This is a genomic window from Pseudomonas sp. UYEF17, assembly GCF_040546125.1.
Lineage (GTDB): Bacteria > Pseudomonadota > Gammaproteobacteria > Pseudomonadales > Pseudomonadaceae > Aquipseudomonas > Aquipseudomonas putida_Z.
Genome location: NZ_JBEPNE010000002.1, coordinates 76104 through 101517 on the forward strand (window position 1 = coordinate 76104; position 25414 = coordinate 101517).

Annotated in this window: 24 protein-coding genes, 1 tRNA gene and 1 pseudogene; 13 read left to right on the forward strand and 13 right to left on the reverse strand. The window is 63.8% G+C overall.

The window, feature by feature from the left end; all coding sequences use genetic code 11:
* Positions 1-71: 71 nt before the first annotated feature.
* The 3 genes from ABIB24_RS03170 to ABIB24_RS03180 all read right to left on the reverse strand — a co-directional run bounded on the left by ABIB24_RS03170 (position 72) and on the right by ABIB24_RS03180 (position 1899).
* Positions 72-317 (reverse strand): PA4570 family protein, encoded by a 246-nt coding sequence (locus ABIB24_RS03170; protein ID WP_003256316.1) that lies wholly within the window; start codon positions 315-317, stop codon positions 72-74.
* A gap of 84 nt (positions 318-401) precedes the next feature.
* A complete protein-coding gene (locus ABIB24_RS03175) occupies positions 402-743 on the reverse strand; it encodes a zinc ribbon domain-containing protein YjdM (RefSeq protein WP_354316113.1) in 342 nt (113 codons plus the stop codon).
* A gap of 187 nt (positions 744-930) precedes the next feature.
* A complete protein-coding gene (locus ABIB24_RS03180; protein WP_003256318.1) occupies positions 931-1899 on the reverse strand; it encodes a polyprenyl synthetase family protein in 969 nt (322 codons plus the stop codon).
* Positions 1900-2143: 244 nt separating this feature from the next.
* On the opposite strand from ABIB24_RS03180, the gene rplU reads away from it, so the two are divergent.
* The 5 genes from rplU (at position 2144) to ABIB24_RS03205 (ending at position 5832) form a co-directional block, all read left to right on the forward strand.
* Positions 2144-2458 carry a 50S ribosomal protein L21 gene (gene rplU, locus ABIB24_RS03185; RefSeq protein ID WP_003247466.1) on the forward strand — a complete coding sequence of 105 codons (315 nt, stop codon included), beginning with the start codon at positions 2144-2146 and terminating at the stop codon, positions 2456-2458.
* Positions 2459-2496: 38 nt separating this feature from the next.
* Complete coding sequence (rpmA, locus tag ABIB24_RS03190; RefSeq protein ID WP_003247464.1) at positions 2497-2754, forward strand: 50S ribosomal protein L27; 258 nt, start codon at positions 2497-2499, stop codon at positions 2752-2754.
* A gap of 189 nt (positions 2755-2943) precedes the next feature.
* Positions 2944-4170, forward strand: a complete 1227-nt coding sequence (cgtA, locus tag ABIB24_RS03195; protein WP_274079175.1) for an Obg family GTPase CgtA — start codon at positions 2944-2946, stop codon at positions 4168-4170.
* A gap of 85 nt (positions 4171-4255) precedes the next feature.
* On the forward strand, positions 4256-5374 hold the full coding sequence (gene proB, locus ABIB24_RS03200; protein ID WP_354316114.1) for a glutamate 5-kinase: 1119 nt from the start codon (positions 4256-4258) through the stop codon (positions 5372-5374).
* Positions 5371-5832 carry a CreA family protein gene (locus ABIB24_RS03205; protein ID WP_500121021.1) on the forward strand — a complete coding sequence of 154 codons (462 nt, stop codon included), beginning with the start codon at positions 5371-5373 and terminating at the stop codon, positions 5830-5832. The genes proB and ABIB24_RS03205 overlap by 4 nt, the downstream gene beginning before the upstream one ends.
* Before the next feature lie 131 nt (positions 5833-5963).
* Here ABIB24_RS03205 and mksF read toward each other — a convergent pair whose 3' ends face one another.
* From mksF to mksB, 3 genes are read right to left on the reverse strand one after another with little or no spacing between them, the layout of a single operon-like run.
* Positions 5964-8798: an Mks condensin complex protein MksF gene (mksF, locus tag ABIB24_RS03210; protein WP_015268901.1), complete on the reverse strand. Its 2835-nt coding sequence runs from the start codon at positions 8796-8798 to the stop codon at positions 5964-5966.
* Entirely contained in the window at positions 8795-9502 is a 708-nt protein-coding gene (gene mksE / locus ABIB24_RS03215; protein WP_013970824.1) for an Mks condensin complex protein MksE, read from the reverse strand. Before mksE ends, mksF begins: the two co-directional genes overlap by 4 nt.
* Positions 9492-10781 (reverse strand): Mks condensin complex protein MksB, encoded by a 1290-nt coding sequence (gene mksB, locus ABIB24_RS03220; protein WP_354316115.1) that lies wholly within the window; start codon positions 10779-10781, stop codon positions 9492-9494. The genes mksE and mksB overlap by 11 nt, the downstream gene beginning before the upstream one ends.
* Before the next feature lie 427 nt (positions 10782-11208).
* Here mksB and ABIB24_RS03225 point away from each other — a divergent pair, with 427 nt between their 5' ends.
* Genes ABIB24_RS03225 through can form a run of 3 tightly spaced genes read left to right on the forward strand, consistent with a single transcriptional unit; the run spans position 11209 to position 13137 of the window.
* Positions 11209-11994 carry an energy transducer TonB gene (locus tag ABIB24_RS03225; protein ID WP_274119764.1) on the forward strand — a complete coding sequence of 262 codons (786 nt, stop codon included), beginning with the start codon at positions 11209-11211 and terminating at the stop codon, positions 11992-11994.
* Positions 11991-12446, forward strand: a complete 456-nt coding sequence (rimI, locus tag ABIB24_RS03230; protein ID WP_046616794.1) for a ribosomal protein S18-alanine N-acetyltransferase — start codon at positions 11991-11993, stop codon at positions 12444-12446. The genes ABIB24_RS03225 and rimI overlap by 4 nt, the downstream gene beginning before the upstream one ends.
* Positions 12447-12498: 52 nt before the next feature.
* Entirely contained in the window at positions 12499-13137 is a 639-nt protein-coding gene (gene can / locus ABIB24_RS03235; protein ID WP_025337641.1) for a carbonate dehydratase, read from the forward strand.
* Between the two features lie 54 nt (positions 13138-13191).
* On the opposite strand, the gene ABIB24_RS03240 is transcribed toward can, so the two are convergent.
* Positions 13192-13881 carry an NYN domain-containing protein gene (locus ABIB24_RS03240; RefSeq protein WP_137164761.1) on the reverse strand — a complete coding sequence of 230 codons (690 nt, stop codon included), beginning with the start codon at positions 13879-13881 and terminating at the stop codon, positions 13192-13194.
* Between the two features lie 284 nt (positions 13882-14165).
* Here ABIB24_RS03240 and ABIB24_RS03245 point away from each other — a divergent pair, with 284 nt between their 5' ends.
* Complete coding sequence (locus ABIB24_RS03245; RefSeq protein WP_354316116.1) at positions 14166-14750, forward strand: D-Ala-D-Ala carboxypeptidase family metallohydrolase; 585 nt, start codon at positions 14166-14168, stop codon at positions 14748-14750.
* Here the strand turns inward: ABIB24_RS03245 and ABIB24_RS03250 are convergent.
* A complete protein-coding gene (locus ABIB24_RS03250) occupies positions 14690-15607 on the reverse strand; it encodes a LysR substrate-binding domain-containing protein (RefSeq protein WP_354316117.1) in 918 nt (305 codons plus the stop codon). The genes ABIB24_RS03245 and ABIB24_RS03250 overlap by 61 nt on opposite strands.
* A gap of 246 nt (positions 15608-15853) precedes the next feature.
* Here ABIB24_RS03250 and ABIB24_RS03255 point away from each other — a divergent pair, with 246 nt between their 5' ends.
* Positions 15854-16468 carry a LysE family translocator gene (locus ABIB24_RS03255; protein ID WP_354316118.1) on the forward strand — a complete coding sequence of 205 codons (615 nt, stop codon included), beginning with the start codon at positions 15854-15856 and terminating at the stop codon, positions 16466-16468.
* Between the two features lie 99 nt (positions 16469-16567).
* On the opposite strand, the gene ABIB24_RS03260 is transcribed toward ABIB24_RS03255, so the two are convergent.
* Both ABIB24_RS03260 and ABIB24_RS03265 read right to left on the reverse strand, forming a co-directional pair.
* Positions 16568-16644, reverse strand: a tRNA-Met gene (locus ABIB24_RS03260).
* A gap of 130 nt (positions 16645-16774) precedes the next feature.
* Positions 16775-17335, reverse strand: a pseudogene (locus tag ABIB24_RS03265) (FecR family protein); the annotation flags it as partial.
* A gap of 182 nt (positions 17336-17517) precedes the next feature.
* On the opposite strand from ABIB24_RS03265, the gene ABIB24_RS03270 reads away from it, so the two are divergent.
* Together ABIB24_RS03270 and ABIB24_RS03275 are read left to right on the forward strand one after the other, a co-directional pair.
* Positions 17518-18732 (forward strand): MFS transporter, encoded by a 1215-nt coding sequence (locus tag ABIB24_RS03270; RefSeq protein WP_354316119.1) that lies wholly within the window; start codon positions 17518-17520, stop codon positions 18730-18732.
* A 406-nt stretch (positions 18733-19138) separates the two neighbouring features.
* The gene (locus tag ABIB24_RS03275; RefSeq protein ID WP_025337647.1) at positions 19139-20296 is read left to right on the forward strand and encodes an MFS transporter; all 1158 of its coding nucleotides are present in this window, start codon (positions 19139-19141) and stop codon (positions 20294-20296) included.
* 160 nt (positions 20297-20456) lie between these two features.
* On the opposite strand, the gene ABIB24_RS03280 is transcribed toward ABIB24_RS03275, so the two are convergent.
* From ABIB24_RS03280 to ABIB24_RS03290, 3 genes are all read right to left on the reverse strand, one after another.
* Positions 20457-22925: a TonB-dependent siderophore receptor gene (locus ABIB24_RS03280; RefSeq protein ID WP_354316120.1), complete on the reverse strand. Its 2469-nt coding sequence runs from the start codon at positions 22923-22925 to the stop codon at positions 20457-20459.
* A 96-nt stretch (positions 22926-23021) separates the two neighbouring features.
* Positions 23022-23978, reverse strand: coding sequence for a FecR domain-containing protein (locus ABIB24_RS03285; protein ID WP_286918821.1), 957 nt, complete (start codon positions 23976-23978; stop codon positions 23022-23024).
* Positions 23965-24480 (reverse strand): sigma-70 family RNA polymerase sigma factor, encoded by a 516-nt coding sequence (locus ABIB24_RS03290; RefSeq protein WP_085617313.1) that lies wholly within the window; start codon positions 24478-24480, stop codon positions 23965-23967. Before ABIB24_RS03290 ends, ABIB24_RS03285 begins: the two co-directional genes overlap by 14 nt.
* Before the next feature lie 172 nt (positions 24481-24652).
* On the opposite strand from ABIB24_RS03290, the gene ABIB24_RS03295 reads away from it, so the two are divergent.
* Positions 24653-25279, forward strand: coding sequence for a DNA-3-methyladenine glycosylase family protein (locus ABIB24_RS03295; protein ID WP_354316121.1), 627 nt, complete (start codon positions 24653-24655; stop codon positions 25277-25279).
* Positions 25280-25414: the final 135 nt, after the last annotated feature.

The following is a 25414-nucleotide window of genomic DNA, read 5'->3' on the forward strand; positions in this document are numbered from 1 at the left end:
TACAGGGGAACGCAAACACCTGTAGGAGCGGCCTTGTGTCGCGATCGAGGGCGAAGCCCTCGCCAGGTCCGTCAGTTCCAGTCTGTTCCCCCGGGGCGCAACGCCCGCGCATAGCAGAACAGAAACAGATTCCGCACCAGTTCCTTGAGCACCCCCGGTTCACTCGAGTTCAGCCCGCTCATGTCCAGGTCGCCCTGGTCGCGCAGCTCGTCGAGCGCTTCTTCTTCAAGCACCGCGCACACTTCGCCGGTTTCCCGATGAAGAATGCGCAGGTAGGGGTGAGGGCGGTCCAGCCAGGCGTCGATCAGATAAGTCATGGCTATTCTCCTTGGATAGCAGTCCCAATGAGAATAATTCTTATTATCCGAATAGCAAGCGCCAATTGGCGGTTTTTTGGAAAATCAGACCTTGCGTACGAACTCGGACTTCAGCTTCATGGCGCCGATGCCGTCGATCTTGCAGTCGATGTCGTGGTCGCCATCGCACAGGCGGATGTTCTTGACCTTGGTGCCGACCTTGACCACCAGGGACGAGCCCTTGACCTTGAGGTCCTTGATCACGGTGACGGTGTCGCCATCCTGCAGGATGTTGCCGACCGAGTCCTTCTTCACCACCTCGTCGCTGGCCACTTCGGCATCGCCGCTGGCCGACCACTCGTGGGCGCATTCCGGGCAGATCAGCTGAGTGCCATCCTCATAGGTGTATTCGGAGTTGCATTTCGGGCAGGGTGGCAGAGTGCTCACTTCGGTTCCTCAAACAAACAGACGGGCGGTTAAAAACCCGAATTGTATAAGGTATTTTTTCAGAAGTGATTATGTCCGGACAAAAGCATTCGCGGGCTTGCCCGCTCCCACACGATCTGCGCTACCTTTGAGGCTTGCGCGGTCCCTGTGGGAGCGGGCAAGCCCGCGAAGAATACGACTCGGTCTATCAGTGAGTACGCGCGACCGCAAACTCGCTAAGCTCGACCAGCGCATCACGATATTCGCTGGCCGGCAGCACTTCCAGGCACTGGATGGCACGCTTCACATAGTCACGCGCCAGCTCCGCCGTGTACTTCAGCGCACCCGACTCCTCGACCGCCACGCGAATCTGCTCCAGGTCTTCCAGGCCACCCTTCTGGATCGCCTGGCGCACCAGCGCAGCCTGTTCGGCGGTGCCTTCGCGCATGGTGTAGATCAGCGGCAGGGTAGGCTTGCCTTCGGCCAGGTCGTCACCGACGTTCTTGCCCAAGGTCTGCGAGTCGCCCTTGTAGTCCAGCAGGTCGTCGACCAGCTGGAACGCCACGCCCAGGTGGTCACCGAAGGTACGCAGGGCCTCGCGCTGTTCGTCGGTGGCTTCGGCCAGCGCGGCGGCGCTGTGGGTCGAAGCTTCGAACAGCATCGCGGTCTTGCCGCGGATGACCTCCATGTAGACTTCCTCGGTGGTGCTGGCGTCGCGTACCCGCGACAGCTGCAGCACTTCACCCTCGGCAATCACGCGGGTGGCCTTGGACAGGATCTGCATGACCGGCATCGAGCCCAGTTCGACCATCATCTCGAACGAGCGCGAATAGAGGAAGTCGCCCACCAGCACGCTCGGCGCATTGCCCCACAGGGCATTGGCGGTGGAGCGGCCACGGCGCATGCCGGACATGTCGACCACGTCGTCGTGCAGCAGGGTAGCGGTGTGCAGGAATTCGATGGTGGCAGCCAGCAGGCGCAGGTCGTCGCCTTCGCGGCCCAGGGCCTTGCCACACAGCAGCACCAGCAGGGGGCGCAGGCGCTTGCCACCGGCGGACGTGATATAGTCGCCGATCTTCGATACCAGCGGCACGCGCGAGGTCAGCTGCTTCTTGATGATCTCGTCGACGGCGCTGAAATCATCAGCCACCGCGCGGTAGAAGGATTGGGGTTGCATCGGCTGCTCCAGTGAGGTTGCGCGGCATGCTAGGTCGCAGGTCCCGGTGTGTCAAGGCGCGGTGCCAGCGCCCCGGGGGCGGTACTTGCAAGCAAAACCGCGGTTGCGTACAATCGCGCACCCTAACTTCCTGGGCAGCACCTGCCTTACGCAATTGCGCCGGGCCGTTCCAGCCCTGTGCAGCCATGCCAGCCAATACTCATCATATAAAGCGCTGGGTGAGCAGGATTATCGGAGAAATACCATGTCTTACGCAGTAATCGTTACCGGCGGCAAGCAGTACAAAGTCGCTGAAGGTGAATTCCTCAAGATCGAAAAACTGGAAGTCGCCACTGGCGAATCCGTGACCTTCGATCGCGTCCTGCTGGTCGCCAACGGTGAAGAAGTCACCATCGGTGCTCCAGTTGTTGCTGGCGCCAAAGTAGTGGCCGAAGTCGTTTCGCAAGGCCGCCACGACAAGGTTCGCATCATCAAGTTCCGTCGTCGTAAGCACCACATGAAGCGTATGGGCCACCGCCAGTGGTTCACCGAGATCAAAATCACCGGTATCCAGGCTTAATCCCCTAGATCCCCTGAATTTATTTGGAGAATTGAACCATGGCTCACAAGAAGGCTGGTGGTAGTACTCGTAACGGTCGCGACTCAGAATCGAAACGCCTTGGCGTGAAGATGTATGGCGGCCAGGTTATCAAGCCAGGCAACATCATCGTCCGTCAGCGCGGCACCGAATTCCACGCTGGCTACGGTGTTGGCATGGGCAAGGATCACACCTTGTTCGCCAAGATCGAAGGCGTGATCAAGTTCGAGAAAAAAGGCGAGTTCATGCGCCGTTACGTGAGCATCGTCGCCGCTTAATCGCGACGTCGCTCCAGAAGCCCCGTCATGCGACGGGGCTTTTTCGTTTGTGGTGAGCCTCTTGCAAAGCTGTTTGTATGGGCTGCCGGCGTGGGTTTCTACGGTCGTACGGGGCCGCCGCGCTCATTTTTGCAAGAGCCTCAGGTTTTTCAGGTATTCAACTCGCCAGCAGGCGAGAGGCGGTTTTGAATGAAGTTTGTTGACGAAGTATCCATTCGGGTCAAGGCCGGTGACGGCGGCAACGGTTGCATGAGCTTCCGTCGCGAGAAGTTCATCGAGAACGGTGGCCCCAACGGTGGTGACGGTGGCGACGGTGGTTCGGTGTACATGATCGCCGACGAAAACCTCAACACCCTGGTCGACTATCGCTACACCCGTCACCACGAGGCCCAGCGTGGCGCTAACGGCGGCAGCACCGACTGCACCGGCAAGAAGGGCGACGACCTGTACCTGCGTGTGCCGGTCGGCACTACCGTGATCGACGCCTCCACCCAGGAAGTGATCGGTGACCTGGTCACCCCGGGCCAGAAACTGATGGTCGCCCAAGGCGGCTGGCACGGCCTGGGCAACACCCGCTTCAAGTCCAGCACCAACCGTGCACCGCGCCAGACCACCCCGGGCAAGCCAGGTGACCAGCGTGACCTGAAGATGGAAATGAAAGTGCTGGCCGACGTCGGCCTGCTGGGCCTGCCGAACGCCGGCAAGAGTACCTTCATTCGCTCGGTTTCGGCCGCCAAGCCGAAAGTGGCCGACTACCCGTTCACCACCCTGGTGCCGAACCTGGGCGTGGTCAGCGTCGACCGCTGGAAGAGCTTCGTCATCGCCGACATCCCCGGTCTGATCGAAGGTGCTTCCGAAGGCGCCGGCCTGGGTATCCGCTTCCTCAAGCACCTGGCGCGTACCCGCGTGCTGCTGCACCTGGTGGACATGGCGCCGCTGGACGAAAGCAGCCCGGCCGATGCCGCCGAAGTCATCGTCAACGAGCTGACCCGCTTCAGCCCGTCGCTGGCCGAGCGTGAGCGCTGGCTGGTGCTGAACAAGGCCGACATGGTCATGGAAGACGAGCGCGACGAGCGGGTCAAGGAAGTGGTCGAGCGCCTGCAGTGGGAAGGCCCGGTCTACGTGATTTCGGCCATCTCCAAGCAAGGCACCGAAAAGCTCAGCCACGACTTGATGCGCTACCTCGAAGACCGCGCCGACCGCCTGGCCAACGACCCGGCCTACGCCGAAGAGCTGGCTGACCTTGACCAGCGCATCGAAGACGAAGCCCGTGCCCAGCTGCAGGCCCTGGACGACGCCCGTACCCTGCGCCGTACCGGCGTCAAGAGCGTGCACGACATTGGCGACGATGACGGTTGGGACGATGATTTCGAGGACGACGAAGACGGCCCGGAAATCATTTACGTGCGCGACTGACCGGTTGCAGTACACTAAACGCCGCTCTTTGGAGCGGCGTTTTTGTATCCACGGTATCTACAGATTCGACATAGGTTGGAAGAAGATGCGAAGCAAGGTGACGGGCGCCAAGCGCTGGGTCGTGAAGATTGGCAGTGCTCTGCTGACCGCCGATGGCAAAGGCCTCGACCGCGGTGCCATGGCCGTTTGGGTCGAGCAGATGGTCGCGCTGCGTGAGGCAGGCGTGGAGTTGGTACTGGTCTCCTCCGGGGCCGTGGCTGCCGGCATGAGCCAGCTGGGCTGGACGTCGCGACCGAGTGCGATGAACGAGCTGCAGGCGGCTGCCTCGATCGGCCAGATGCGCCTGGTGCAGGCCTGGGAGTCGAGCTTCGGCGAGCACGGCAAGCACACCGCGCAGATCCTGCTGACCCATGACGACCTGTCCGACCGCAAGCGCTACCTGAACGCCCGCAGCACCCTGCGCACGCTGGTCGACCTGGGCGTGGTGCCGGTGATCAACGAAAACGATACCGTGGTTACCGACGAGATCCGTTTCGGCGACAACGACACCCTGGCGGCGCTGGTGGCCAACCTGGTCGAGGCTGACCTGCTGGTGATCCTCACCGACCGCGATGGCATGTTCGATGCCGACCCGCGCAACAACCCCGACGCCCAGCTGATCTACGAGGCCCGCGCCGACGACCCGGCACTGGACGCCGTGGCCGGCGGTACCGGTGGCGCCCTGGGCCGTGGCGGCATGCAGACCAAGCTGCGCGCCGCGCGCCTGGCAGCCCGTTCCGGTGCTCACACCATCATCATCGGTGGCCGCATCGAGCGCGTGCTGGATCGCCTCAAGGCTGGCGAGCGTCTGGGTACCTTGCTGTCGCCCGAGCGCGGCATGCTTGCCGCGCGCAAGCAGTGGCTGGCCGGCCACCTGCAGACCCGTGGCACCCTGGTGCTGGATGCCGGTGCCGTGCAGGCGCTGCGCCAGGCCAACAAGAGCCTGCTGCCGGTTGGCGTGAAGACCGTGCAGGGCAGCTTCCGCCGTGGCGAGATGGTGGTGTGCGTAGGCCCGGATGGCCTGGAAGTGGCCCGCGGGCTGGCCAACTACAGCGCCCTGGAGGCGCAGAAGATCATCGGCCAGCCATCCGATGCCATCGAAAGCCTGCTGGGCTACAGCGCAGAACCGGAGTTGGTGCACCGCGACAACCTGGTGCTGGTATGAGCGTGCTGAAGCGGGTAATCGGCGTGGCGGCATTGGTGCTGCCAATACTGGCCGGGGCCGAGGAAATCGGCCAGGTATCTACCGTATTCAAGTTCCTCGGGCCGAATGACCGTATTGTGGTCGAGGCGTTCGACGACCCCAAGGTCGAGGGCGTGACCTGCTACCTGTCGCGGGCCAAGACCGGCGGCGTGAAGGGTGGGTTGGGGCTGGCGGAGGACCGGGCGGAGGCATCGATTGCCTGTCGTCAGGTCGGGCCGATCAGCTTCAAGGGTGAGCTGAAGGATGGCGAGGAAGTGTTCAAGGAACGCACCTCGCTGGTGTTCAAGACCATGCAGGTGGTGCGCTTCCTGGACAAGAAGCGCAATACGCTGGTGTACCTGGTGTACAGCGACCGCATGATCGAAGGCAGCCCGCAGAATGCGGTGACCGCGATTCCGATTCTGCCTTGGGCTCATTGATAGCCTGGTAGATCCTGGGAGGCCTTTGGCCTCCATCGCGACACAAGGCCGCTCCTACAGGGGGACGCGAATCCCTGTAGGAGCGGCCTTGTGTCGCGATAGGGCCGCAAAGCGGCCCCACTACTCCGATATCAGGCCAATTCCTCGGCCTGATGATCCTCACGCACAACAGCCTTCACCTCATCCCGACGGCTGATGAACTTCCAGTCCGCCTCGTCGATGTAGATGCCATTCGGCCCACTGCCACCTTCCAGGTCGATCGCCACGCGTGCAGACACCTGCGGCTTCACGCTCGCCAGGATCGGTACGAAGCCCAGCTGCAGGCTGGTTTCCAGCAGCGCAGCCTGGTTGCGTTCGTCGATGTCCGCCGCTTCGTCCAGGTAGTACGGCAGGCGGATGCGCCCGGCCAGGTCGCGGTCCATCAGGTGCAGCAACAGGTACATGTTGGTCAGCGCCTTGATGGTCATGGTGGTGCCGTTGGATGCCGCGCCGTCGATGTCGGCATGGATCACCGGCTGGCCGTTGACCTTGGTGATCTCGAACGCCAGCTCGAACAGGTCCTTCAGGCCCAGCTGGTTGTGGTTGGCTGCCACCAACCGTGCCAGGTATTCCTTGGCCTCTTCGTTCTTGTTGTCCTGCTCGGCGCTCTGGGTCAGGTCGAACACCGACAGGGTTTCGCCTTCTTCGTACTGGCCGGCGCTGTGGATGATCTGGTCAATGTGCTTGAGCGCTTCCTTGTTCGGCGCCAGCACCACGCGGAAGCTCTCCAGGTTGGATACCTGGCGCTTGTTGATCTCGCGGTTGAACAGGGCCAGCTGGTGCTCGAGGCTGTCGTAGTCGCTGCGGATGTTGCGCAGGGTCCGGGCGATGTCGGTGACCGCGGCGCGGCGGGCCTTGGCCAAGGTCAGGGCTTCGTCGGTGCGGTGCGCATAGGCATTCACCAGCAGTTGCAGGCGGCGTTCCATGTCGTCTTCGCTGTCGAACTTGGCCACGCCTTTCAGGCGCACCTGGGCGTACAGCGCCTCGATCTGGTTGTCCACCCGCTGCAGGCTCTGCCAGCTGTCCTGGTAGTCGTTGAGCAGTGGCAGCAGGTTGTCCATCGAGTCGTCGATGGCTTCCATGTACGGCGTGCCGTAGGGCAGGTCGGCCGGCAGCAGCTGGCGACGGCGCAGGGCGTCTTCCAGGGTGCGCTGCTTGGCCTCGAGGTCGCCGATCTGCCGGCCGACCAGTTGCAGCTTGGCCGACAGCTGCTGGACGCGTTCGGTGAAGGCGTCGCTGGAGCGCTTGAGTTCGTCCTGGGCGGCTTCGAGCTGCGACAGCTGCTCCAGCTTCTCGGGCTCTTCGGCGGCCAGGGTTTCGCTGCGGCGGAAGTCTTCCAGCGCTTTCTGCGCGTCCAGTACTTCCTGGTACAGGGCCTCGGTCTGCGCCTTGGAGGCGGAGCGGTCGGCGGCCACGGCCTGCTGGGTCTTGAGCTGCTTCAGCTCTTTTTCCAGGCGCTCTTTCTGGTCACGCAGGGCAGCACGGTCGGCCAGGGCCTGCAGCGCCGGTGGGTCGATGTGCGACAGGTCGATGGACAGGCCCGGGGCTTCGAAGCGTTCGCCCTTGAAGCCGTCGAGTACCGCTTCCAGCGATTTTACCCACAGGTCGCTGTCGTCCAGTTCGATACCGCGGTCACCCAGCGGCAGGCTGAACAGCGCGCCATTGAACAGGCGCATCAGGCGGTCGACGTCCTGCTGCGAGAACTCTTCGCGCAGGCGGGCGTAGCTGTTGTTGTCGGCGTGGTCGAGCTGCTGCTTGACCTGCTTCAGGCGCTTTTCCAGGTCGCGGACGCGTTCGTCCAGGTCTTCGGCGCTGAACTGCCGCGACTGGGCCAGGGCGCCGGCCAGTTCGTCGTGGGCGTCCTTGGCCGCCAGCAGTTGCTGCTCCAGCACCTTGACGTCATCGACCAGGGCGAAGCGGTGCTTGAGCACCGACAGCTCGCCCAGCCAGCGCTGGATACCGGTGATTTCACGCTCCAGGCGCATCAGCTCCTGAGTACCGCCGCGCTGGTCGTTCTGCAGGCGGTCCTGCTCGCCACGGTAGTGCTCGGCCTGGATCACCAGCTCTTCCTTGCGCGCCATGGCGTATTCCTGCCAGGTGCCCAGCAGGGTGTCGAGCACTGGCGAAATGCGGTGCAGCTTGCCGCGCAGGATGTCGCGCTGGGCCACGCCACCGGCCAGGGCCTCGACCAGCGGGCCGGCGGCGACCAGGGCGTTGTAGTCCTGTTCCATGCGGCGCACGTCGCGGAAGGCTTCCTCGCACGCGGCGATATAGTCGACGCTACCAGAGCGCAGGCTGTGCTCGAAGGCGTCGAGGAACAGTTGCTTGAGCTTGGCGGCGGTGATTTCGCGCATGTGCAGCAGGTTGATGAACAGCGCGCGGAAGGTTTTCAGGCTTTGCTCGCTGGTCGAGCGCAGCGGGATCATGGTCAGGTCCAGCGGCACCGAGGTGTGGCCACCGACCAGCAGACGACGCAGTTCGTCCGGCTTCAGCTCGTAGGCCTTGATCCCCAGGCGCTCGAGGTTGGTGAACAGCTCTTTCTGGCGCAGGCAGGTGTCGTTCTTCTGGTAGTGGGCCAGGTCCAGTTCGCCCTTGTAGGCAAAGAACTGGTGGCCGAAACCGCCGCCCGGGCCGCGGCCGACAACGCCGATGACGTGCGGGCCGTGGGGCAGGCTCAGTTCGCAGAGAATGTACGAGGTGTCGCTGGCGAAGTAGAAGCGGCGCGACTGCTCGAGGCTGTACTTGCCGAAGCTCATGTCCGACATGCGCGCCAGGATCGGGAACTGCAGGGCGTTGATCGACGCCGATTTACCCAGGTTGTTGGCACCGTATACCGACAGTGGGTGCTCCAGCGGGAACAGGCCAAGGCTGTAGCCGGCGGTGTTGAGCAGTGCGAAGCGGCGGATGCCGTAGCGTTCCTGGCTCATGCGTCAATCTCCTGTTGCTCTTCGCGGATCGCCCGGGCCAGGGCTTCCTCTTCGCTTTCCTCGCCCTCGAAGGGGCTGAGGTCGAGCGGGTCGTCGGTGCGGTTGAGTTCTTCGGGGCTTTCTTCCTCGACCAGTACCGGGGTCGGCAGCGGTAGGTCGCTGTGCAGCGTGGCCGCCAGGTCGCGGTCCTGCTGCACGGCCAGGCACACGTCGAGGAAGCGATGCATCGGTGGCAGGAAGCGGTAGATGCCGCCTTCCTCGAAGGCGAAGCCGAGCTGGGTCATGCGGCGCAGGATTTTTTCTTCCAGCTCGTCCACGGTCTGCACTTCGGCCTGCAGGAACAGGTCGCGGTACTTGTCCAGCAGCGAGGGCAGTTCGTCACGGCCGATGCTGCCGCCATCGAGCACGGCCATCGGGTCGCGGCCCTGGTCGGCCAGGTGTTCGACCAGGATGAAGGTGAACAGCGACAGGCGTTGCGCGGTCTTGTTGACCTGCGCGGCGGTCATGTCCGGCACGAAGTAGTAGAAGCCACGGGTGTCGCACACCAGTTCGAAGCCCAGGGCCTTGAACAGGGTGCGGTACTGGTCCTGGAAGTTCGACAGCTGGGCGTACAGCTCGGGGTCGCGGCGGCTGACGTGGAAGCCTTTGAACAGCTCGCGGAAGATCGGCGCGAGCTGGGACAGTTCGGAAAGATCAAGATGCATGGGCTGGGCTCGCGTTGGATTCGGTAGGCGCGCTGGCGGCGTCTTCGCGGCTGGAGGTCAGGGCGAACGAGCGCAGGCTGACCAGGTGTTCCTGGGTGATGTACTCGCGGCGGTCGAGGCGTTCGCGCTTGAAGCGCTTTTCCCGCGACAGGCGCGAGAACCAGTACAGCAGCTCGTCGGTGGCGCCTTCGGGTTCCTGCTCCAGCAGCCAGACCATCAGGTCGGGCAGCGGCAGGGCCTGTTCGCAGCGTTCGGCCATTTCCTTGACCGTGCGCGGTGCACGGGGCAGGGCGCCGGACTGGGTCTTGTGGGCCTTGGGGAAGCGCGCCGGCTTGGGCTCGAAGCGGGCCAGGGCGTAGACATAGGCCTCGACCTGGCTGGCGCTGCCGAGGAAGGTGCTTTGCGGGCGGGTGAACATCGGCATGGCCGCTTGCGGTACGGCGTCGATGCCCCTGCGCCGGATCACCGACAGGGCCAGTGCGGCGCCACGGGTCACGGCGTTGTGCCGGCGGGCTTCCTCACGCAGCGGCAGCAGCAGTTCGCGGGCGTGGCGCAGGGTCAGCTGGGCGCTGGTCTGCATTTCCAGGATGCGCGCGTGGGTGCGCAGCAGCATGTCGTCGTCGACCAGGTGGCCCAGGCGCGCCTGTTCGCCCAGCAGCTTCAGCAGCACGGTCTCGACCTTGCGCACGCCCTGTTCGAAGGCGCCGTCGGCGTTGACCAGCTGGATCATCGGCTCGACGTACTCGTCCCAGGTCGCCAGTACTTCGGCATAGCGCTGGCGCAGCGGGATCTGGCGGTTGCTGGTCTTGGCCCGCTCGGCCACGGCCACCAGTGCCTGCTCGTCGTTGTCGAGCTTCTTCAGTACATCGCGCACGCGCATGTCGAGCAGGCGCAGCTGACGCGCCAGGTCGTCGCTGTCACGGTTGTCGAAGGCGTCCTGGATATGCCCGGCCAGGCGCTCCAGGTGGCGCAGGTAGGCTTCGATCTCCAGGCACAGGCCCAGCCGGTGTTCGCGGCGCAGGTAGGCGAGGAAATCGTGGATCTGCGCGTTGAGCTCGAAACGGTTCGGGCTCTTGGCCACCGGGACCAGGATATCCAGGCGGATCCACACGTCGAGCAGCTGGGTGATGTCCTGCGGGGTGCTCTCGACCTGCTGGCGGGCCACATGCTGACGCAATTCGACCAGGCTCAGGGTGCCCTGGTCGAAACGCTCGCACAGCGGCTCGATCAGGGCCCAGTGTTCGGCTAGGGCGCGCAGGACGCGCTTGGGTTCGATCATTGGCTTCGACTCGTTGCCAAGAAAAAGGGAGCGATTGTACTGCATACGGGGGGGAGGTTTTCACCCCTTGGTCTGTAATGAGAAATAGCCTTGTGTGTATATGGGTATGGTTCGGTTTTTGTAGTGGCATTTAGATCGAGCGCCGCCCGCGCGGCGCTTCGCAGCACAAGGCTGCTCCTACATCTGTTTCGGGCCAATTATTTCTGAAGGAGCGGCGCGCGGCCCTTTGGTGTTCACCTCGATATCGTGCAGGGCAAACAAGGCGGCCGCGTGCGCGGGGACAGGCGTGACTGGCCAGAAACAAATGTAGGAGCAGCCTTGTGCTGCGAAGCGCCGCGCGGGCGGCGCTCGGTCTGATAGGCGCTGCAAAAACCAAGGCGTACACGTTAGAATGGCCCTTTGTCTCCACCCCTCGGAACCCCGCCCCTTGCTCACCGAACCCCGTCGCCGCGCCTACCTTTCCGCCATGCAAGTGGTGCACTGGCTGCCGCGCGCCGAACTGCCGTTCGCCGCACCGTCGCGGCCCGAGCTGCTGCTGCCGGTGGCGCCGGTCGAGGACCTCGATTTCGACGTCAGGCCGGCACCGGCTGCCAACGAGGCGCCAGTCACCTCCCAGGCCCGCTCCGGCGAGCGACCGAAAATCGAGATTCCGCGCCCGAGCAATGCGCCCAAGCCGGCCGCCAAGCCCGCCGAGGCCGAGGAGCAGGCCGCGCCACCGCGCCCGGCCCCGGTGCCGCCCCCGCGCTTCTCGTTGCAGTTGCTGCGAGCCGGCAGCTGCCTGCTGCTGGTGGAGTTGGCCACCGGCCAGCCGTTCCAGAGCCGCGACCCGTCCTACCTGCTGCTCAAGGACATGCTGCGCGCCGCCGGCCTGCCCGACGCCCCGCAGATCATCGGCGAGCCGGTACGCTGGCCGCTGCTGGTGCGCGGCAACATGGACCAGGGCCCGGAGGCGGCGCGCGATTTCGTCCAGGGCTTTGTCCAGGCGCGCCTGGAAGACGCCCCGTGCACCTGCCTGTGGCTGGTCGGCCTGCCGGCGCTGCGCTTTGCCGCCAATGTCGACGGCGAAGCCTATTACCAAACCCTGAAGCTCGAGGGCCTGGGCGAAGCCTGGGCCTTGCCGGGCCTTGAACTGTTGATGGACGAGCCGCAGCGCAAGGCGGACGTCTGGAAAGCCATGCGCCAGCTGATGGCGCGCTGGAAGAGCGTTGAATGAGTGACTCGATCAGCTTCCGCCCGATGACCGAGGCGGATCTGGATGCCGTACTTAAGATCGAATATGCCGCGTTCAGTCATCCCTGGACCCGCGGGATCTTTCAGGATGCGCTCAAGTCGTACGAAGTCTGGCTGATGTTCGACGGCCAGCAGCAGGTGGGCCATGGCGTGATCAACGTGATCATCGACGAGGCGCACCTGCTCAACATCACCGTCAAGCCGGAAAACCAGGGCCGCGGCCTGGGCCTGCGCCTGCTCGAGCACCTGATGGCCCGGGCCTACCAGCTCAATGGCCGGGAGTGCTTCCTGGAAGTGCGCGCCAGCAACCAGTCGGCCTATCGTTTGTACGAGCGCTACGGTTTCAACGAAATCGGCCGCCGCCGCGACTATTACCCGGTTGCCGGTGGCCGTGAAGACGCCCTGGTGATGGCCTGCACCCTGCTCGAGGACTGACCTTGCAGGGGCTGGCGCTGTCACGCAGGCAAACCCTGATGAGGCAACGACCATGCACGACCTGCAGGAACTGATCGACAACAACGCCCGCTGGGCCGACGCGATCAACCAGCGCGACCCCGACTTCTTCGCCAAGCTGGCCCGCCAGCAGACTCCCGAATTCCTCTGGATTGGCTGCTCCGACGCCCGCGTGCCGGCCAACGAAATCGTCGGCATGCTGCCGGGCGATCTGTTCGTCCACCGCAACGTTGCCAACGTGGTGCTGCACACTGACCTCAACTGCCTGTCGGTGATCCAGTACGCGGTGGAAGTACTGAAAGTGCGGCACATCCTGGTCACCGGCCACTACGGTTGCGGTGGCGTGCGCGCCGCCATGCAGGATCGCCAGCTGGGCCTGATCGACGGCTGGCTGCGCTCGATCCGCGACCTGTATTACGAAAAGCGCGCCGAGCTGGCCAAGCTGGACAACGAAGAGGCCAGGGTCGACCGCCTGTGCGAACTGAACGTCATCCAGCAGGTCGCCAACGTGGCTCATACCAGCATCGTGCAGAACGCCTGGCACCGTGGTCAGGAACTGTCGGTGCATGGCTGCATATATGGCATCAAGGATGGCCGGTGGAAGAGCCTGGACACCACCATCAGCGGCTTCGCCCAGCTGCCGCCGCAGTATCGGTTGCGGGCGTTGGAGTAGCAGTTTGTCGCAACTCTCCTTGCGGCAACCCGGGTTTTGAAACGGCTTTCATCATCACCAGTACGCGGGCTTCAGTGCCGGTTTTTTCTGGGTAGGAACCCGATCGGGAAACTGATGGGAGGCTAGTTCGTCCTCCGTTACCATCTGGCGCATCCAGTGGGCGTTATTTCTGAGTGAGCCCGGCAGCGTTCGCTTCATGCCTTTCCGATGCGGCAGGATCACACCCAATCGCAAATCGGGGAAGTCTTCGCGGATGGCTCTCAATGCTGGTGTCAGGTCGGTGTCAGCGGAAACCAATACCAGTTGTTGGACTCGCTGATCCGCTGGGAGCCTACTTTCTTGGGCTGCGAGTCGATACATGCTGATGGCGATGTGTACATCCGTTTCTTTTTCCTCCAGCTTCCAGATAGCCACCTGGTCGAGCCTGGAAGGTGGCGTTTCCTTGTTGACGAAGCGAGGCGCGTTGCGCGGCTCGAGTTGATGCCGGCCGTAATGCACGTCGACACCTTGCGCGATCAAGGCGCGCAGGTAGCTATCCTGCGCCTCTTTTGAAAGGTTCCCGCGGCTGGCGAGCGATGGCTTAACCCCGGAAGTAAAAAAGCTGATGGCTGTCAGTTCGCTGTCAGGTTGTTCGACGCAGAGAATGTGCTTCAGTAAGGCAGGCAGGTTCAGCCACTTGTAGCTTGTGCCTGCCACCAGGCCATAGAACACGTTGTAGCCATCAACAAAACAGGCAGTACGCAAGGGTTTCATTTCCCTGAAAACGAAAAAACCGGCACTAGGCCGGTTTTCTCACCCCAACAGCCGACGAACTGAATCATCGCGTACGAGGCTGAGTAGTGAATGGAATTATGCCACCGTGGCTGAGTCAGTCAACGGGTGTGCATGATCCGGCGAGCAGTTACAGGGCAATGATGGCTGACAATGGCCGATCTTGGGGGATCAATAACTAGGAAGTGTGTTTCCCGGCGTTGCACACGAAATGGCCTGGAACATAAGCATTGAACACGTTAGGCGAAGGAGCCGATATGGGCAGCACAAGGTGCTGGTTGCTGACGCTGGGTTTGGCGTTGGGCGGAGTGGCCCACGCCGACGAACGCGACCTGTGGATGTTCGCCCAGTGGGCTGGCGACCATCACACTCGTCCCTTCCGTGAAATGCTGGTGGATGCTCGCCTTTACGGCATAGTGCCTATCCATCAGCTGCTGCGTTCGGCTTCGGACTGGAAGCTGTGCCACGCGTCCCCCTTCGCCGTGCCGCCTGCCAGCAACTGGCCGGCAGTGCGTTCTACGCTCTCGCTGATCAAGGCGCTCGACGACCAGGGCATCCTGCGCCAGTTTGAGGTGGTTTCGGCCTATCGAGACCCGCGCCTGAATGTCTGCGCCGGCGGGGCTGCCAACAGCGCCCATACCCGGGCGTTCGCCGTCGATATCCTGCTACCCGGCTGGGCGGACCCCAACCCGCTGTGCCGTTTCTGGCAGCAGTATGGCCAGGCCTGGAACATGGGCCTGGGGCGCTATCCGTCCGGGCGGATTCATGTGGATACCGCGGGTTACCGCACCTGGGGTGGTGACGGCCGTGCAGGTTCGTCGTTCTGTATCAAACCCAGATGAGCCAGGCAGCTCTTGCATTCGCCCATCACCCACGTGGCGAAGCGCTGGCGCTTGCCGTCGTCTTCCAGCGGCTGAGGGCTGAGCAGGTGGTAGGCCGAGCCGTCACGCACAAAACCGAACGGCGCCTGCAACTGCCCGCTGTCGAGTTCGTCGCGCACCATGAGGGCTGAGGCCATGGCCAGGCCCAGGCCTGCGCTGGCGGCCTGAATCGACAGGTAGAAGTGCTCGTAGTCGCTGCGCTCGGTATGCCGGGCCTGCTGGCCACTCAGGCGCAGCCAGTTGGGCCAGGCGCCGGGGCGGGTGGCGCTGTGCAGCAGGCGCTGGCCTTCAAGTTGGATGGGTGTGGTGGGGTGGCAGACCGGGCCGATCCATTCGTCGCAGATCTTCTGGTTGTACAGCTGCTTGTCCCAGTGGAAGTCATCGCGGCGAATTGCCAGGTCGACCCCACTGCGGGCGAAGTCCAGTGGCCCGCCTGCGGCCACCAGGTGCAACTGCAGGTCGGGATGGGTGGCATGGAAGCGGGGCAGGCGCGGGATCAGCCAGCGCATGGCGATGGTCGGCTCGCACGACAGCACCAGCACGTTGTCGCGGGCCTGTTGTTGCAAGCGCTGCACGGCGCCTTCGAGCTGCTCGAAAATCGCCTGGGTGGTGCCCTGCAAGGCACGGCCGGCAGGGGTGAGGAAAATGGCCCGGTTGCGGCGCTCGAACAACTCCACACCAAGGCTTTCTTCAAGCAGGCGCACCTGGCGGCTGACTGCGCCATGGGTGACGTGCAGGTGCTCGGCGGCGCGCACGAAGCTTTCGGTTTCGGCGGCGATCTCGAAGTAGCGGAAGGCATTGAGTGGCGGCAGTTTCATGGCATCCCTGTTTGCCTGTGCTGGCCTCTTCGCGGGTAAACCCGCTCCCACAGGGACTTCACCAAACCTGAGGGCGGCGCATCACCTGTGGGAGCGGGTTTACCCGCGAAGAGGCCAGCACAGGCGCTATGTATCTGTGAAGAAAACTATCAGATTTGCCTCACTATAAATCGATTTTTCCTCGGCTATAAGCTCTCGATAATTACCTGGTCTGTGCATTTCCATCGCCTATCGAGAGCCACCAGCATGACCGAACTCATTGCCGTCGCCCTGTTCACCCTGCTTGCCGTCATCAGCCCCGGTGCCGACTTCGCCATGGTCACCCGCAGCAGTTATGCACAGGGCCGCAAGGCCGGGCTGGCTGCTGCCGTGGGCATTGCCCTGGGGGTGCAGGTTCACGTTCTGTACACGGTGCTGGGCATCGCGGTGATCATCAGCCAGAGCCCGGCTCTGTTCCTGGGCATGAAAGTGCTGGGCGCGGGTTACCTGGTCTACCTGGGTTACCAGTCGCTGACCAACACCCGGCGCATCAGCCTCGACGGGGTTGCCGCATCCGCCGCCAGCGTAACGCAGGCCCTGCGCACGGGCTTTCTGACCAACGCCCTCAACCCCAAGACCATGCTGTTCGTCATCAGTGCCTTCACCCAGGTGGTGCAGCCTGGCAGCTCGCTGGCGCTGGATTTTGCCTACGGCGCTTTCATGTCCGTTGCCCACTGGCTGTGGTTCAGCCTGGTGGCGGTGTTTTTCTCCAGCACGGCATTGCGCAAGGCGATGATCGAGCGGCAAAGGCTGGTGGACCGGGTAATCGGCCTGGCGCTGATCGGGTTGGGCCTGGCTGTGGTGGTGACCGGCATGCGTTGAGGTAGCGATTGCATGGCCTGTGGGGGAGGGGGCGGGCCTGTGGTATTTTTCGCAGGCAAAGAAAAAGGGCTTACCTTGCGGTAAGCCCTTCGTCTTGTTTGGTGGCTACACAGGGACTTGAACCCCGGACCCCAGCATTATGAATGCTATGCTCTAACCAACTGAGCTATGTAGCCGATGGCGCGCATTATTCTCTTGAACGGCCCCCCTGTCAACACTCATTTCAAAAAAAATTTACACGCTTTCAAAAACTTAGCGGCCATGCCCCGGTTCTGCCTTGCCCAACGGCATGTCGCCGGCTTTCTACTGCCCGTTGCGCCAGCCATCGGTGCCCTTGAGGTCGGCTTTCTGTAACGGGCCGATACGCCCGCCATCGAAGGCTACCCGCTCGCCCGCCGATACAAGGCACTGTTCGCCACCCTGGATAACCATGGCCTTGCCACTGAACACCACCAGTTCGTCATGCCCGGCATGGCGGGCGACCTGCAGGCGGGTACCGAACACCTGGATGCGCGCATCGCCCACTGTCACCTCCATGGCCCGGCCGTCGAGCATCACTTCCAGGTATACCCGGCCCTGCACCAGCTGCAGCTGGCGCGTGCGGCCGCGCAGGTCGGCGTTCATCGCGCTGGCGGTGCCCAGGTGCAGGGTGGTGCCATCGGCCAGGCGGATACTGCGGCGTTCACCTGCATCGGTGTGCAATTCGCTGCCCAGGCGCTGCATCAGCGGCCAGTACAGGTAGGCTGCAGCAGCCAGCCCCAGCAGGAATAGCAGCGCCAGCCATTTGCCCATATGGCTGCGGCGCGTGTTGATCTGCCGAGGGCGGGGGCGGTCAGGCTGCAGCTGATTGGCGAGCATCTGGCTCATGGGTTCGATCTGCTCGCGATAGGGGCCGTTTCGCCCAACGATTACAGGGGTATGGGCCGAGGATGCTAATTATATTGATAACCATTTTCAAGCGCATCGCGACAGAGGGATAAAAAAGGTAGCTATGTATCTATTTGTTTCCCGATAATCGGATCCCAAACTGCTGACGGAGATTCAGGCACATGGCTATCAGTAGCGCCTCCACGGCGTCCACCAGTGCGGCGGCGAGCCAAGCCACGCCGCTGGTGATGCGCATCATCGGTTTCTGCGCCCTGGCGCACCTGATCAATGACCTGATCCAGTCGGTGCTGCCGGCGATCTACCCGATGCTCAAGGCCAACTACGACCTGAGCTTCGCCCAGATCGGCATGATTACCCTGACGTTCCAGATCACCGCCTCGCTGCTGCAGCCTTGGGTCGGCTTTTTCACCGATCGCCGACCGGCGCCGAACCTGCTGCCGCTGGGCACCCTGTGTACCCTGGTGGGTATAGTGATGCTGGCCTTCGTCGGCAGCTTCCCCATGATTCTGCTGGCCTCGGCGCTGGTGGGGATCGGCTCGTCGACCTTCCACCCGGAAACCTCGCGTATTGCGCGCCTGGCCTCGGGCGGGCGCTTCGGCCTGGCCCAGTCGACCTTCCAGGTCGGCGGCAACACCGGCTCTGCGCTGGGCCCACTGCTGGCGGCGGCCATTGTCATTCCGTTCGGGCAGAGCCACGTAGCCTGGTTCGGCCTGGCTGCGCTGTTCTTCCTCGGCGTCACCCTGATGCTGCGTGGCTGGTACAAGGAGCACCTAAACCAGGCCAAGGCGCGCAAGGCAGTGCAGGCGACCCACGGCATCTCGCGCGGGCGGGTGGTCGCGGCGCTGATCGTGCTGGGCCTGCTGGTGTTCTCCAAGTACTTCTACATGGCCAGCTTTACCAGCTACTTCACCTTCTACCTGATCGAGAAGTTCGATGTGTCGGTGGCCAGCTCGCAGCTGCACCTGTTCCTGTTCCTCGGTGCGGTGGCGGCAGGTACCTTCTTTGGCGGGCCGATCGGTGACCGCATCGGGCGCAAGGCGGTGATCTGGTTCTCGATCCTCGGAGTGGCGCCGTTCACCCTGGTACTGCCGTATGCCGACCTGTTCTGGACCACCGTGTTGAGCGTGGTGATCGGCTTTATCCTGGCTTCGGCGTTTTCCGCGATCGTGGTGTATGCGCAGGAGCTGGTGCCGGGCAGCGTGGGCATGATTGCCGGGATCTTCTTCGGGCTGATGTTCGGCTTTGGTGGCATCGGTGCAGCCTTGCTGGGGTATGTGGCGGACCTGCGTGGCATCGAGTACGTGTACGAGGTGTGTTCGTTCCTGCCGTTGTTCGGGTTGCTGGCGGTGTTCTTGCCAAGTACCGGCAAGCGCTGATATTGCCGGGGCTGCTTTGCAGCCCATCGCGACACAAGGCCGCTCCTACAGGGGGCTGCGTACTGTTGTAGGAGCGGCCTTGTGTCGCGAAAGGGCCTCGTAGAGGCCCCCTGGGCAATTGACGAGCCAACCTGCGGTGGCCTAGAGTCCGCCTTTCCCCAACCACCTGCGTAGTAGTCAAAGCGATGTGCCGTAACCAGTCCCTGCCAAACGCCCGCCAGCCTGCCTTCCAGGCCCTGCGTCGCGCGTGGCCGAGCGATACGGTGCTCAAGCGTCGCCGCAGCGTGCTGTTTGCCTTCACCTTCTCGCCACACCTCGCCTGAACTGATCTGCGCTTTCGCGTCGCTCGCCGCCCTGGCGTGCGCGCCTGTGTCTGCACGTCTTTTCGGTTTGCAAGGAGTGGTACATGAACATGCGTTTGCTGGCGGGCCTGTTGTTCGCCGTTTCGGTCGTGGGTTTCAGTTTGGGGGCCAGCCTGCCGCTGGTGTCGTTGCGCCTGCATGAAGCCGGTGCGAGCACCCTGGAAATCGGCATCATCTCGGCCATCCCCGCTGCGGGCATGATGCTCTCGGCGTTCCTGGTCGACGCCTGCTGTCGCCACCTTACCCGGCGCACCATCTACCTGCTGTGCTTCAGCCTGTGCACGCTCAGCATTGGCTTGCTCGAGTCTGCGTTCGGCTCGCTGTGGCTGCTGGCGCTTTTGCGCCTGGGCCTGGGGCTGGGCATGGGTATCGCCATCATCCTCGGCGAGTCGTGGGTCAACGAACTGTGCCCGGAGCACAACCGCGGCAAGATCATGGCCCTGTACGCCACCAGCTTCACCGGCTTCCAGGTGCTCGGCCCGGCCATGCTGGCGGTGCTGGGCGCCGACAGCCCGTGGATCACCGGTGTGGTCACCGCCTGCTATGGCCTGGCGCTGCTGTGCATCGTGCTGACCGTGCCCAACGACCATGTGGAACATGAAGAGGGTGAAAAGAGCTTCGGCCTGGCCGGTTTCTTCCGTGTGGCGCCGGCGTTGTGCGTGGCGGTGCTGTTCTTCTCGTTCTTCGATGCCGTGGTGCTGTCGCTGCTGCCGGTGTATGCCACCAGCCATGGCTTTGCCGTGGGCGTGGCGGCGCTGATGGTGACCGTGGTGTTTGCCGGTGACATGTTGTTCCAGTTGCCGCTTGGCTGGTTGGCCGACCGGGTGGAGCGCACCGGGCTGCACCTGGTATGCGGGCTGCTGGCGATGGCGATCGGTATCGGCCTGCCCTGGCTGCTGAACCTGACCTGGCTGCTGTGGCCGCTGCTGGTGCTGCTGGGCGCCGTGGCAGGCGGCATCTATACCCTGGCGCTGGTGTTGATCGGGCAGCGCTTCAAGGGGCAGGACCTGGTTACCGCCAATGCCAGCGTGGGCTTGCTGTGGGGTGTGGGTAGCCTGGTCGGGCCGCTGGTCAGCGGTGCGGCGATGGATGTGGCGCCGCATGGTCTGCCCATCGCGCTGGCGCTGATGGCCGGGTTGTTCGTGTGCTTTGCCCGGCAGTCGTACCGGCGCGCGGGGCGGTTGCGGGCGGTGGCGGACTGAGGTCCTCCAGGGCTGCGCGGTCCCTGTAGGAGCGGCCTTGTGTCGCGAAAGGGCCGCAAAGCGGCCCCAGCAATCTGGCCGGCGCAGTTGAAACCCTGGGGCCGCTTCGCGGCCCTTTCGCGACACAAGGCCGCTCCCACAAGGCGACCGTGTTGCCCTGTCAGAAACTCCCGCGCAAGGTCACCGACATATTGCGCGGCTCCCCCCAGTAGTACCCCGTCGCCGTGGTACCGATCTGCCGGTAGTACTTCTTGTCGAAGATGTTGTTGGCGTTCAGTTGCACTGAGTAGTTGTCGTTGATGCGATAACCGAGCATGCCGTTGTACACCGCATACCCCGCCTGGGTCGCCTTGGCCGTGCCGCTTTCGGAATAGATATCGCTCTGCGCCTGCACGCCGCCGCCAATGGTCCAGGCATCCAGCGTGCCCGGCAGGCGGTAGCTGGTGAACAGTCGCAGCATGTGCTCCGGGTCGGTGGTGCGGATCGCGTTGCCATTGGTAGCTGCCGAGTTCTTCAGGTACTCGGTGGTGTTGTAGGTGTAGCCACCGGTGACCTGCCAGCCCGGCAGCACTTCGCCGGAAATCTCCAGGTCGATGCCCTCGCTGCGGCTCTTGCCCGAGGCGATCTTGCAGCGGCCGGTGGTGCCGTTGCAGCCGATCTCCGTGGACATGTCATCCACCGGCGTACCCACCTGGTTGATACGGAAAAACGCCAGGCTGGTGTTCAACCGGCCATCGTAGAACTCGCCCTTGATGCCCGTTTCGTAGGCTTCGCCGATGATCGGGTCGAGCACCGAGTTGTTCTTGTCCACCACTGTCTGCGGGCTGAATATCTCGGTGTAGCTGGCGTACACGCTGAAGTTGTCATTCAGGTCGTAGATCAGCGCCGCGTACGGCACGATCTTCTCATCGACGCTGAACTTGCCGTTTGCACCGGTGTTGTTTTCCTGCTCGTAGTCGTACCAGTTGGCCCGCGCGCCGATGATCGCGGTCAGCGGTTCGGCCAGCGAAATGCGCCAGGTGGCGTGTGCGGCTTGCTGGGTGGTACGGGTGCGCACCGGGTGTGCGGTGATGTCGATGTCCGGCTCTGGCAGGCTGGTTTTCGGGTCCCAGTAGCGGATGTCGTACAGCCCGGAAATTACCCGGTTGGTGGCCGACGCGTAGGAGTCGTTGCGAATCCGTTCGACGCCGACCATCAGCTCGTGGGTGCGGCCAAACAGGTCGAACGGGCCGTTGAGGGTGGCGCTCAGGTTGTTCTGCAGGCTCTCGCCGCCGTCGCCTTCGGTAACCTGATATTGCATCAGGTACGGGTTGCCGGTGGGGTTCAGGTTGGCCGGTGCGCGCTCCATGTAGGTTTGCTTGAAACCATGGTCCTCCAGCTCGAAGTGGGTACGCAGGGCCATCAGCTTCAGGGTCCAGTCGTTGTCGAAGCGGTGTTCCAGTTCGGCAAAAGTGTTCAGGTTGCTGCGGTCCCAGCGGTTCCAGTCGGCGCCCAGGTAGGTGCTGCGGCCGAAGGGCAGGGGGGCGCCGCTGGCGTCGGCGGGCAGGTTGCCCCAGGCGCCAGTGGCGTCGAGCTTGGTCCACTCGACACCGGTGGTCAGCGTGGTGCTGTCGTCCAGGTCGAAGGCCAGCGAGCCGCCGAACGCTTCCTTGCGCTCCATGCGCGAGTCCTGGAACAGGTCGCGGTCGTCATGCACGGCGATCACCCGCCCGCGTACGTTGCCGGTTTCGGTCAGCGGGCCGGAGATATCGGCCACATAGCGCTGGGCATTCCATGAGCCCAGGGTCACGCTGCCCGTAGCCTGGAAGTCATGGGTCGGGCGCTTGCGCACCAGGTTCACCGTGCCCGACGGGTTGCCGGCGCCACGCAGCATGCCGGTGGCGCCGCGCAGCACTTCGGCGCGGTCGATGAACGCCGAGTCGGTCTGGATGAACGAACCGCCACCGCTGCTCTGCACCACGGTGGCGCCGTCATACTGGATGGCATCGATGGCAAAGCCACGCGAGTAGTACTGCACCCGCTCGCTGTCGGTGTAGTTGACCACCACGCCGGGTGTCTGCTCCAGCAGGTTGGTCAGGTTGGTGATGTACTGGTCATCGATGCGCTGGCGGGTTATCACACTGACCGATTGCGGGGTATGGCGCAGGGTTTGCGGCATCTTGCCGATGGTCACTTCGCCGGTAGTGTAGGAGCCGGTGTGCTCGGTGGTTTCGCCCAGGCGGTCGCTGGAAATGCTCGTCGCGCCCAGCTCAAGGGCGTTTCCCACATCCAGCGCCGGGATCAGCAGGAAGCTGGTTGCGCTTTCCTGCTGGACCTGCACGTTGCTGCCCTGCAACAGGATCGACAGCGCCCCCGCACTGTCATGCCGGCCCTGCACGCCGCGGGTGGTCTTGCCCTGCAGGCTGTTCGCGTCGAACGACAGGCTCAGGCCGCCCTGGCGGGCCAACTGGTCCAGCGCCGGGGCCAGCGGGCCGGCCGGGATGTTCCAGTCGGTCTGCTGGCTCTGGCTGGCCGCTGCAGCCTGGGCCATGGCCGGGAAGGCACCGCCAGCTGCCAGGCCAAGGCCGAACACGGCCGCGCGCACGGCACGGCGCAGCCTGTCGTTGCGAGGGGAACACGGGGCAATCATGAAGCGCTCCTGAAGGTTGTGAAGACCACTTTTCGGGTTTTGTTCCTTCAGGCCGGACGAGAATGAGATTCCACCTCATTTATTTTCAGAAATTTTTCAGGCCGCACCGATGCTCACCCAATAACGCGTGCGGTAGTCGACCCGCACCGGCAGGCTGCGGGTGAGTAGCTGCAGGATCTGCCCGGTGTCGGCCAACTGGTAGGTACCGGACACCTTCAGGTCTGCCACTTCGGGGGCACAGCGCAGCAGGCCTGGGCGGTAACGCGCCAGCTCGGCGATGAACTCGCCCAGCGGCATCTGCTGCACGCTGAGCACGCCGTCGGTCCAGCCCCAGGGGTCGCTGTGCAGCGTCACCGCCTGGAAGCTGCCGCTGGCCCACACCTGCAAGGTTTCGCCTGGCAGCACCCGACGTGGCGAGGCCGAGGTGGGGAACAGCGTGACGTCGCCCCGGCGTACCGCCAGCAACAGGCCCTGGTCGTTCTCGCGCAGCAGCAGTTGGCCGTCGAGGGTGGCCAGTTGGCCAATGTGGGTGTCGATGCGGAACGGGCGGTTATCGTTGGGGTTGCTGTCCAGGCTCACCTCGCCACGCACCAGTTGCAGCCGGCGCTGCTCGGCGCTGTAACGCAGGTCGATGGCGCTGGCGGTATTGAGCTGGATGCGGCTGCCATCGCTGCCTTGCAACTGGCGGCGTTCGCCGGTGGCAGTGCTGCTGTCGGCCAGCAGCTGGGGTATGCCCAACGGTTCGCGCGCGGCCCAGCCCAGGCTGCCGCCCACGGCCAGCACGGCCAGCAGCTTGAGGTGGTCGCGGCGGCTGATGCGCTGGCGCTGGCTGCCATCCAGAGTGCGGCGGCTCAGGCCCTTGGGCAGCCCGGCCAGTTCGTCACTGAGGTGGCTGACCCGCTGCCAGGCCAAGGGGTTGTCCGGATGGCTGGCCAGCCAGTGCTGGAACTGCTGCTCGGTACGCGGGCAGGGGCTGTCGAAGCGCAGCTTCACCAGCCAGTCGATGGCCTGGTCGACCTGCGCCTGCGCGGGCGCGCTGTCAGGCGTCGGCATAGCGCAACCGGTAGCAGACGCCCAGGGCCTTGGCCAGGTCCCGCTCGACGGTGGCCCGCGACACACCCAGGCGCAGGGCGATCTGCACGATGCTCAAACCATCGAGCTGAGCCAGCAGGAAAGCCTGGCGGGCACGCGGTTTCAGCTGGTGCAGGGCACGGTCGAGGCGCGCCAGGGTATCCAGGATGACCAGTCGATCTTCTTCGCTGGGCACTTCGGCTTCGGGCAGGTGAGCCAGGCTTTCCTGGTAGGCCCGTTCCAGCGCGCGGCGGCGGAACTGGTCGATCATCAGGCCACGGGCGATGCTGCTGAGGTAGGCGCGTGGCTCCTTCAGCGGCGAAAGCTGGCGGGCCCGCAACAGCCGCACGAAGGTATCCTGGGCCAGGTCGGCGGCGTGCTCGCTGCAACCTACCCGGCTGCGCAGCCAGCCGCTGAGCCAACGGTGGTGGGCCTGGTAGAGCAGAGCGACCTCGGTCGGCTTGAGCGTGTCGTTGATCTGCATCTTGGCGAAGGCCCGGTCCTGTGGATATATGCGATTGTGAATAGTTCTCAATTCTATGCGGGGACGATGGCGCGGAGCAATGGCACGCCAGGAATTAGCCGCGCAAGAACCGGCGTTTGCCCGATGAACGGCTGCGCTAAGCTGGACCTGCAATCGACTTGATGGAGGTGCCATGATCCGGGCCGACCTTTCGCCTGACGCGTACCGCGAGGCCACCGAATACCTGGCGGCGCTCGACCCGGACTGGTCGCGGCATATCGCGGCGACCGGGCCTTGCCTGCACCAGGCCACGCCGGGGCGTGAGCCTTACGAAGTGTTGGTACGGGCGATTGCCTACCAGCAACTGCATGCCCGTGCTGCCGAGGCAATTCTTGGGCGCTTGCTGGCGTTGTTCCCGGAGGCTGCGTTCCCGGGGCCGGAGCAGTTGTTGGCGGTTACACCAGAAACCATGCGCGCCTGTGGTTTTTCCGCGAGCAAGATGGCGACGATCCAGGGTATTGCCCAGGGCCGGCTGGATGGCCTGGTGCCGAGCCGGGACGAGGCACTGGCCATGGCTGACGAGGCGTTGATCGAACGGCTGGTGGCATTGCGCGGGGTAGGGCGGTGGACGGTGGAGATGTTGCTGATCTACAGCCTGGCGCGTTCGGACGTTCTGCCGGTCGACGATTTTGGCGTGCGCGAGGGGTATCGGCGGCTGAAGGGGCTGGACAAGGCGCCGACGCCGGCGCAAATGCGTTCGCTGGGTGGCGGCTGGCGGCCATACCGTACCGTGGCGGCCTGGTACCTGTGGCGGGCCTGAGGTCTTGCACCGCCTGTGCCGGCCCTTTCGCGGGCACGCCCGCTCCCACAGGGATTTCCACAGCCTTGAAGGTCTATGCAGTACCTGAAGTTGTAGGTAAACCGGCCTCAAAGGCATGGCACAACATCCGAAACC

Coding starts and splice junctions, on each gene's coding strand:
- rimI (WP_046616794.1), top strand. CDS start 11,991: ATGAGTGACTCGATCAGCTTCCGCCCGATGACCGAGGCGGATCTGGAT.
- ABIB24_RS03170 (WP_003256316.1), bottom strand. CDS start 317: ATGACTTATCTGATCGACGCCTGGCTGGACCGCCCTCACCCCTACCTG.
- mksE (WP_013970824.1), bottom strand. CDS start 9,502: ATGCATCTTGATCTTTCCGAACTGTCCCAGCTCGCGCCGATCTTCCGC.
- ABIB24_RS03205 (WP_500121021.1), top strand. CDS start 5,371: ATGAGCGTGCTGAAGCGGGTAATCGGCGTGGCGGCATTGGTGCTGCCA.
- mksB (WP_354316115.1), bottom strand. CDS start 10,781: ATGATCGAACCCAAGCGCGTCCTGCGCGCCCTAGCCGAACACTGGGCC.
- ABIB24_RS03255 (WP_354316118.1), top strand. CDS start 15,854: ATGACCGAACTCATTGCCGTCGCCCTGTTCACCCTGCTTGCCGTCATC.
- ABIB24_RS03285 (WP_286918821.1), bottom strand. CDS start 23,978: ATGCCGACGCCTGACAGCGCGCCCGCGCAGGCGCAGGTCGACCAGGCC.
- ABIB24_RS03295 (WP_354316121.1), top strand. CDS start 24,653: ATGATCCGGGCCGACCTTTCGCCTGACGCGTACCGCGAGGCCACCGAA.
- ABIB24_RS03180 (WP_003256318.1), bottom strand. CDS start 1,899: ATGCAACCCCAATCCTTCTACCGCGCGGTGGCTGATGATTTCAGCGCC.
- rplU (WP_003247466.1), top strand. CDS start 2,144: ATGTCTTACGCAGTAATCGTTACCGGCGGCAAGCAGTACAAAGTCGCT.
- ABIB24_RS03270 (WP_354316119.1), top strand. CDS start 17,518: ATGGCTATCAGTAGCGCCTCCACGGCGTCCACCAGTGCGGCGGCGAGC.
- can (WP_025337641.1), top strand. CDS start 12,499: ATGCACGACCTGCAGGAACTGATCGACAACAACGCCCGCTGGGCCGAC.
- ABIB24_RS03275 (WP_025337647.1), top strand. CDS start 19,139: ATGAACATGCGTTTGCTGGCGGGCCTGTTGTTCGCCGTTTCGGTCGTG.
- ABIB24_RS03245 (WP_354316116.1), top strand. CDS start 14,166: ATGGGCAGCACAAGGTGCTGGTTGCTGACGCTGGGTTTGGCGTTGGGC.
- mksF (WP_015268901.1), bottom strand. CDS start 8,798: ATGAGCCAGGAACGCTACGGCATCCGCCGCTTCGCACTGCTCAACACC.
- ABIB24_RS03250 (WP_354316117.1), bottom strand. CDS start 15,607: ATGAAACTGCCGCCACTCAATGCCTTCCGCTACTTCGAGATCGCCGCC.
- rpmA (WP_003247464.1), top strand. CDS start 2,497: ATGGCTCACAAGAAGGCTGGTGGTAGTACTCGTAACGGTCGCGACTCA.
- cgtA (WP_274079175.1), top strand. CDS start 2,944: ATGAAGTTTGTTGACGAAGTATCCATTCGGGTCAAGGCCGGTGACGGC.
- ABIB24_RS03280 (WP_354316120.1), bottom strand. CDS start 22,925: ATGATTGCCCCGTGTTCCCCTCGCAACGACAGGCTGCGCCGTGCCGTG.
- proB (WP_354316114.1), top strand. CDS start 4,256: ATGCGAAGCAAGGTGACGGGCGCCAAGCGCTGGGTCGTGAAGATTGGC.
- ABIB24_RS03290 (WP_085617313.1), bottom strand. CDS start 24,480: ATGCAGATCAACGACACGCTCAAGCCGACCGAGGTCGCTCTGCTCTAC.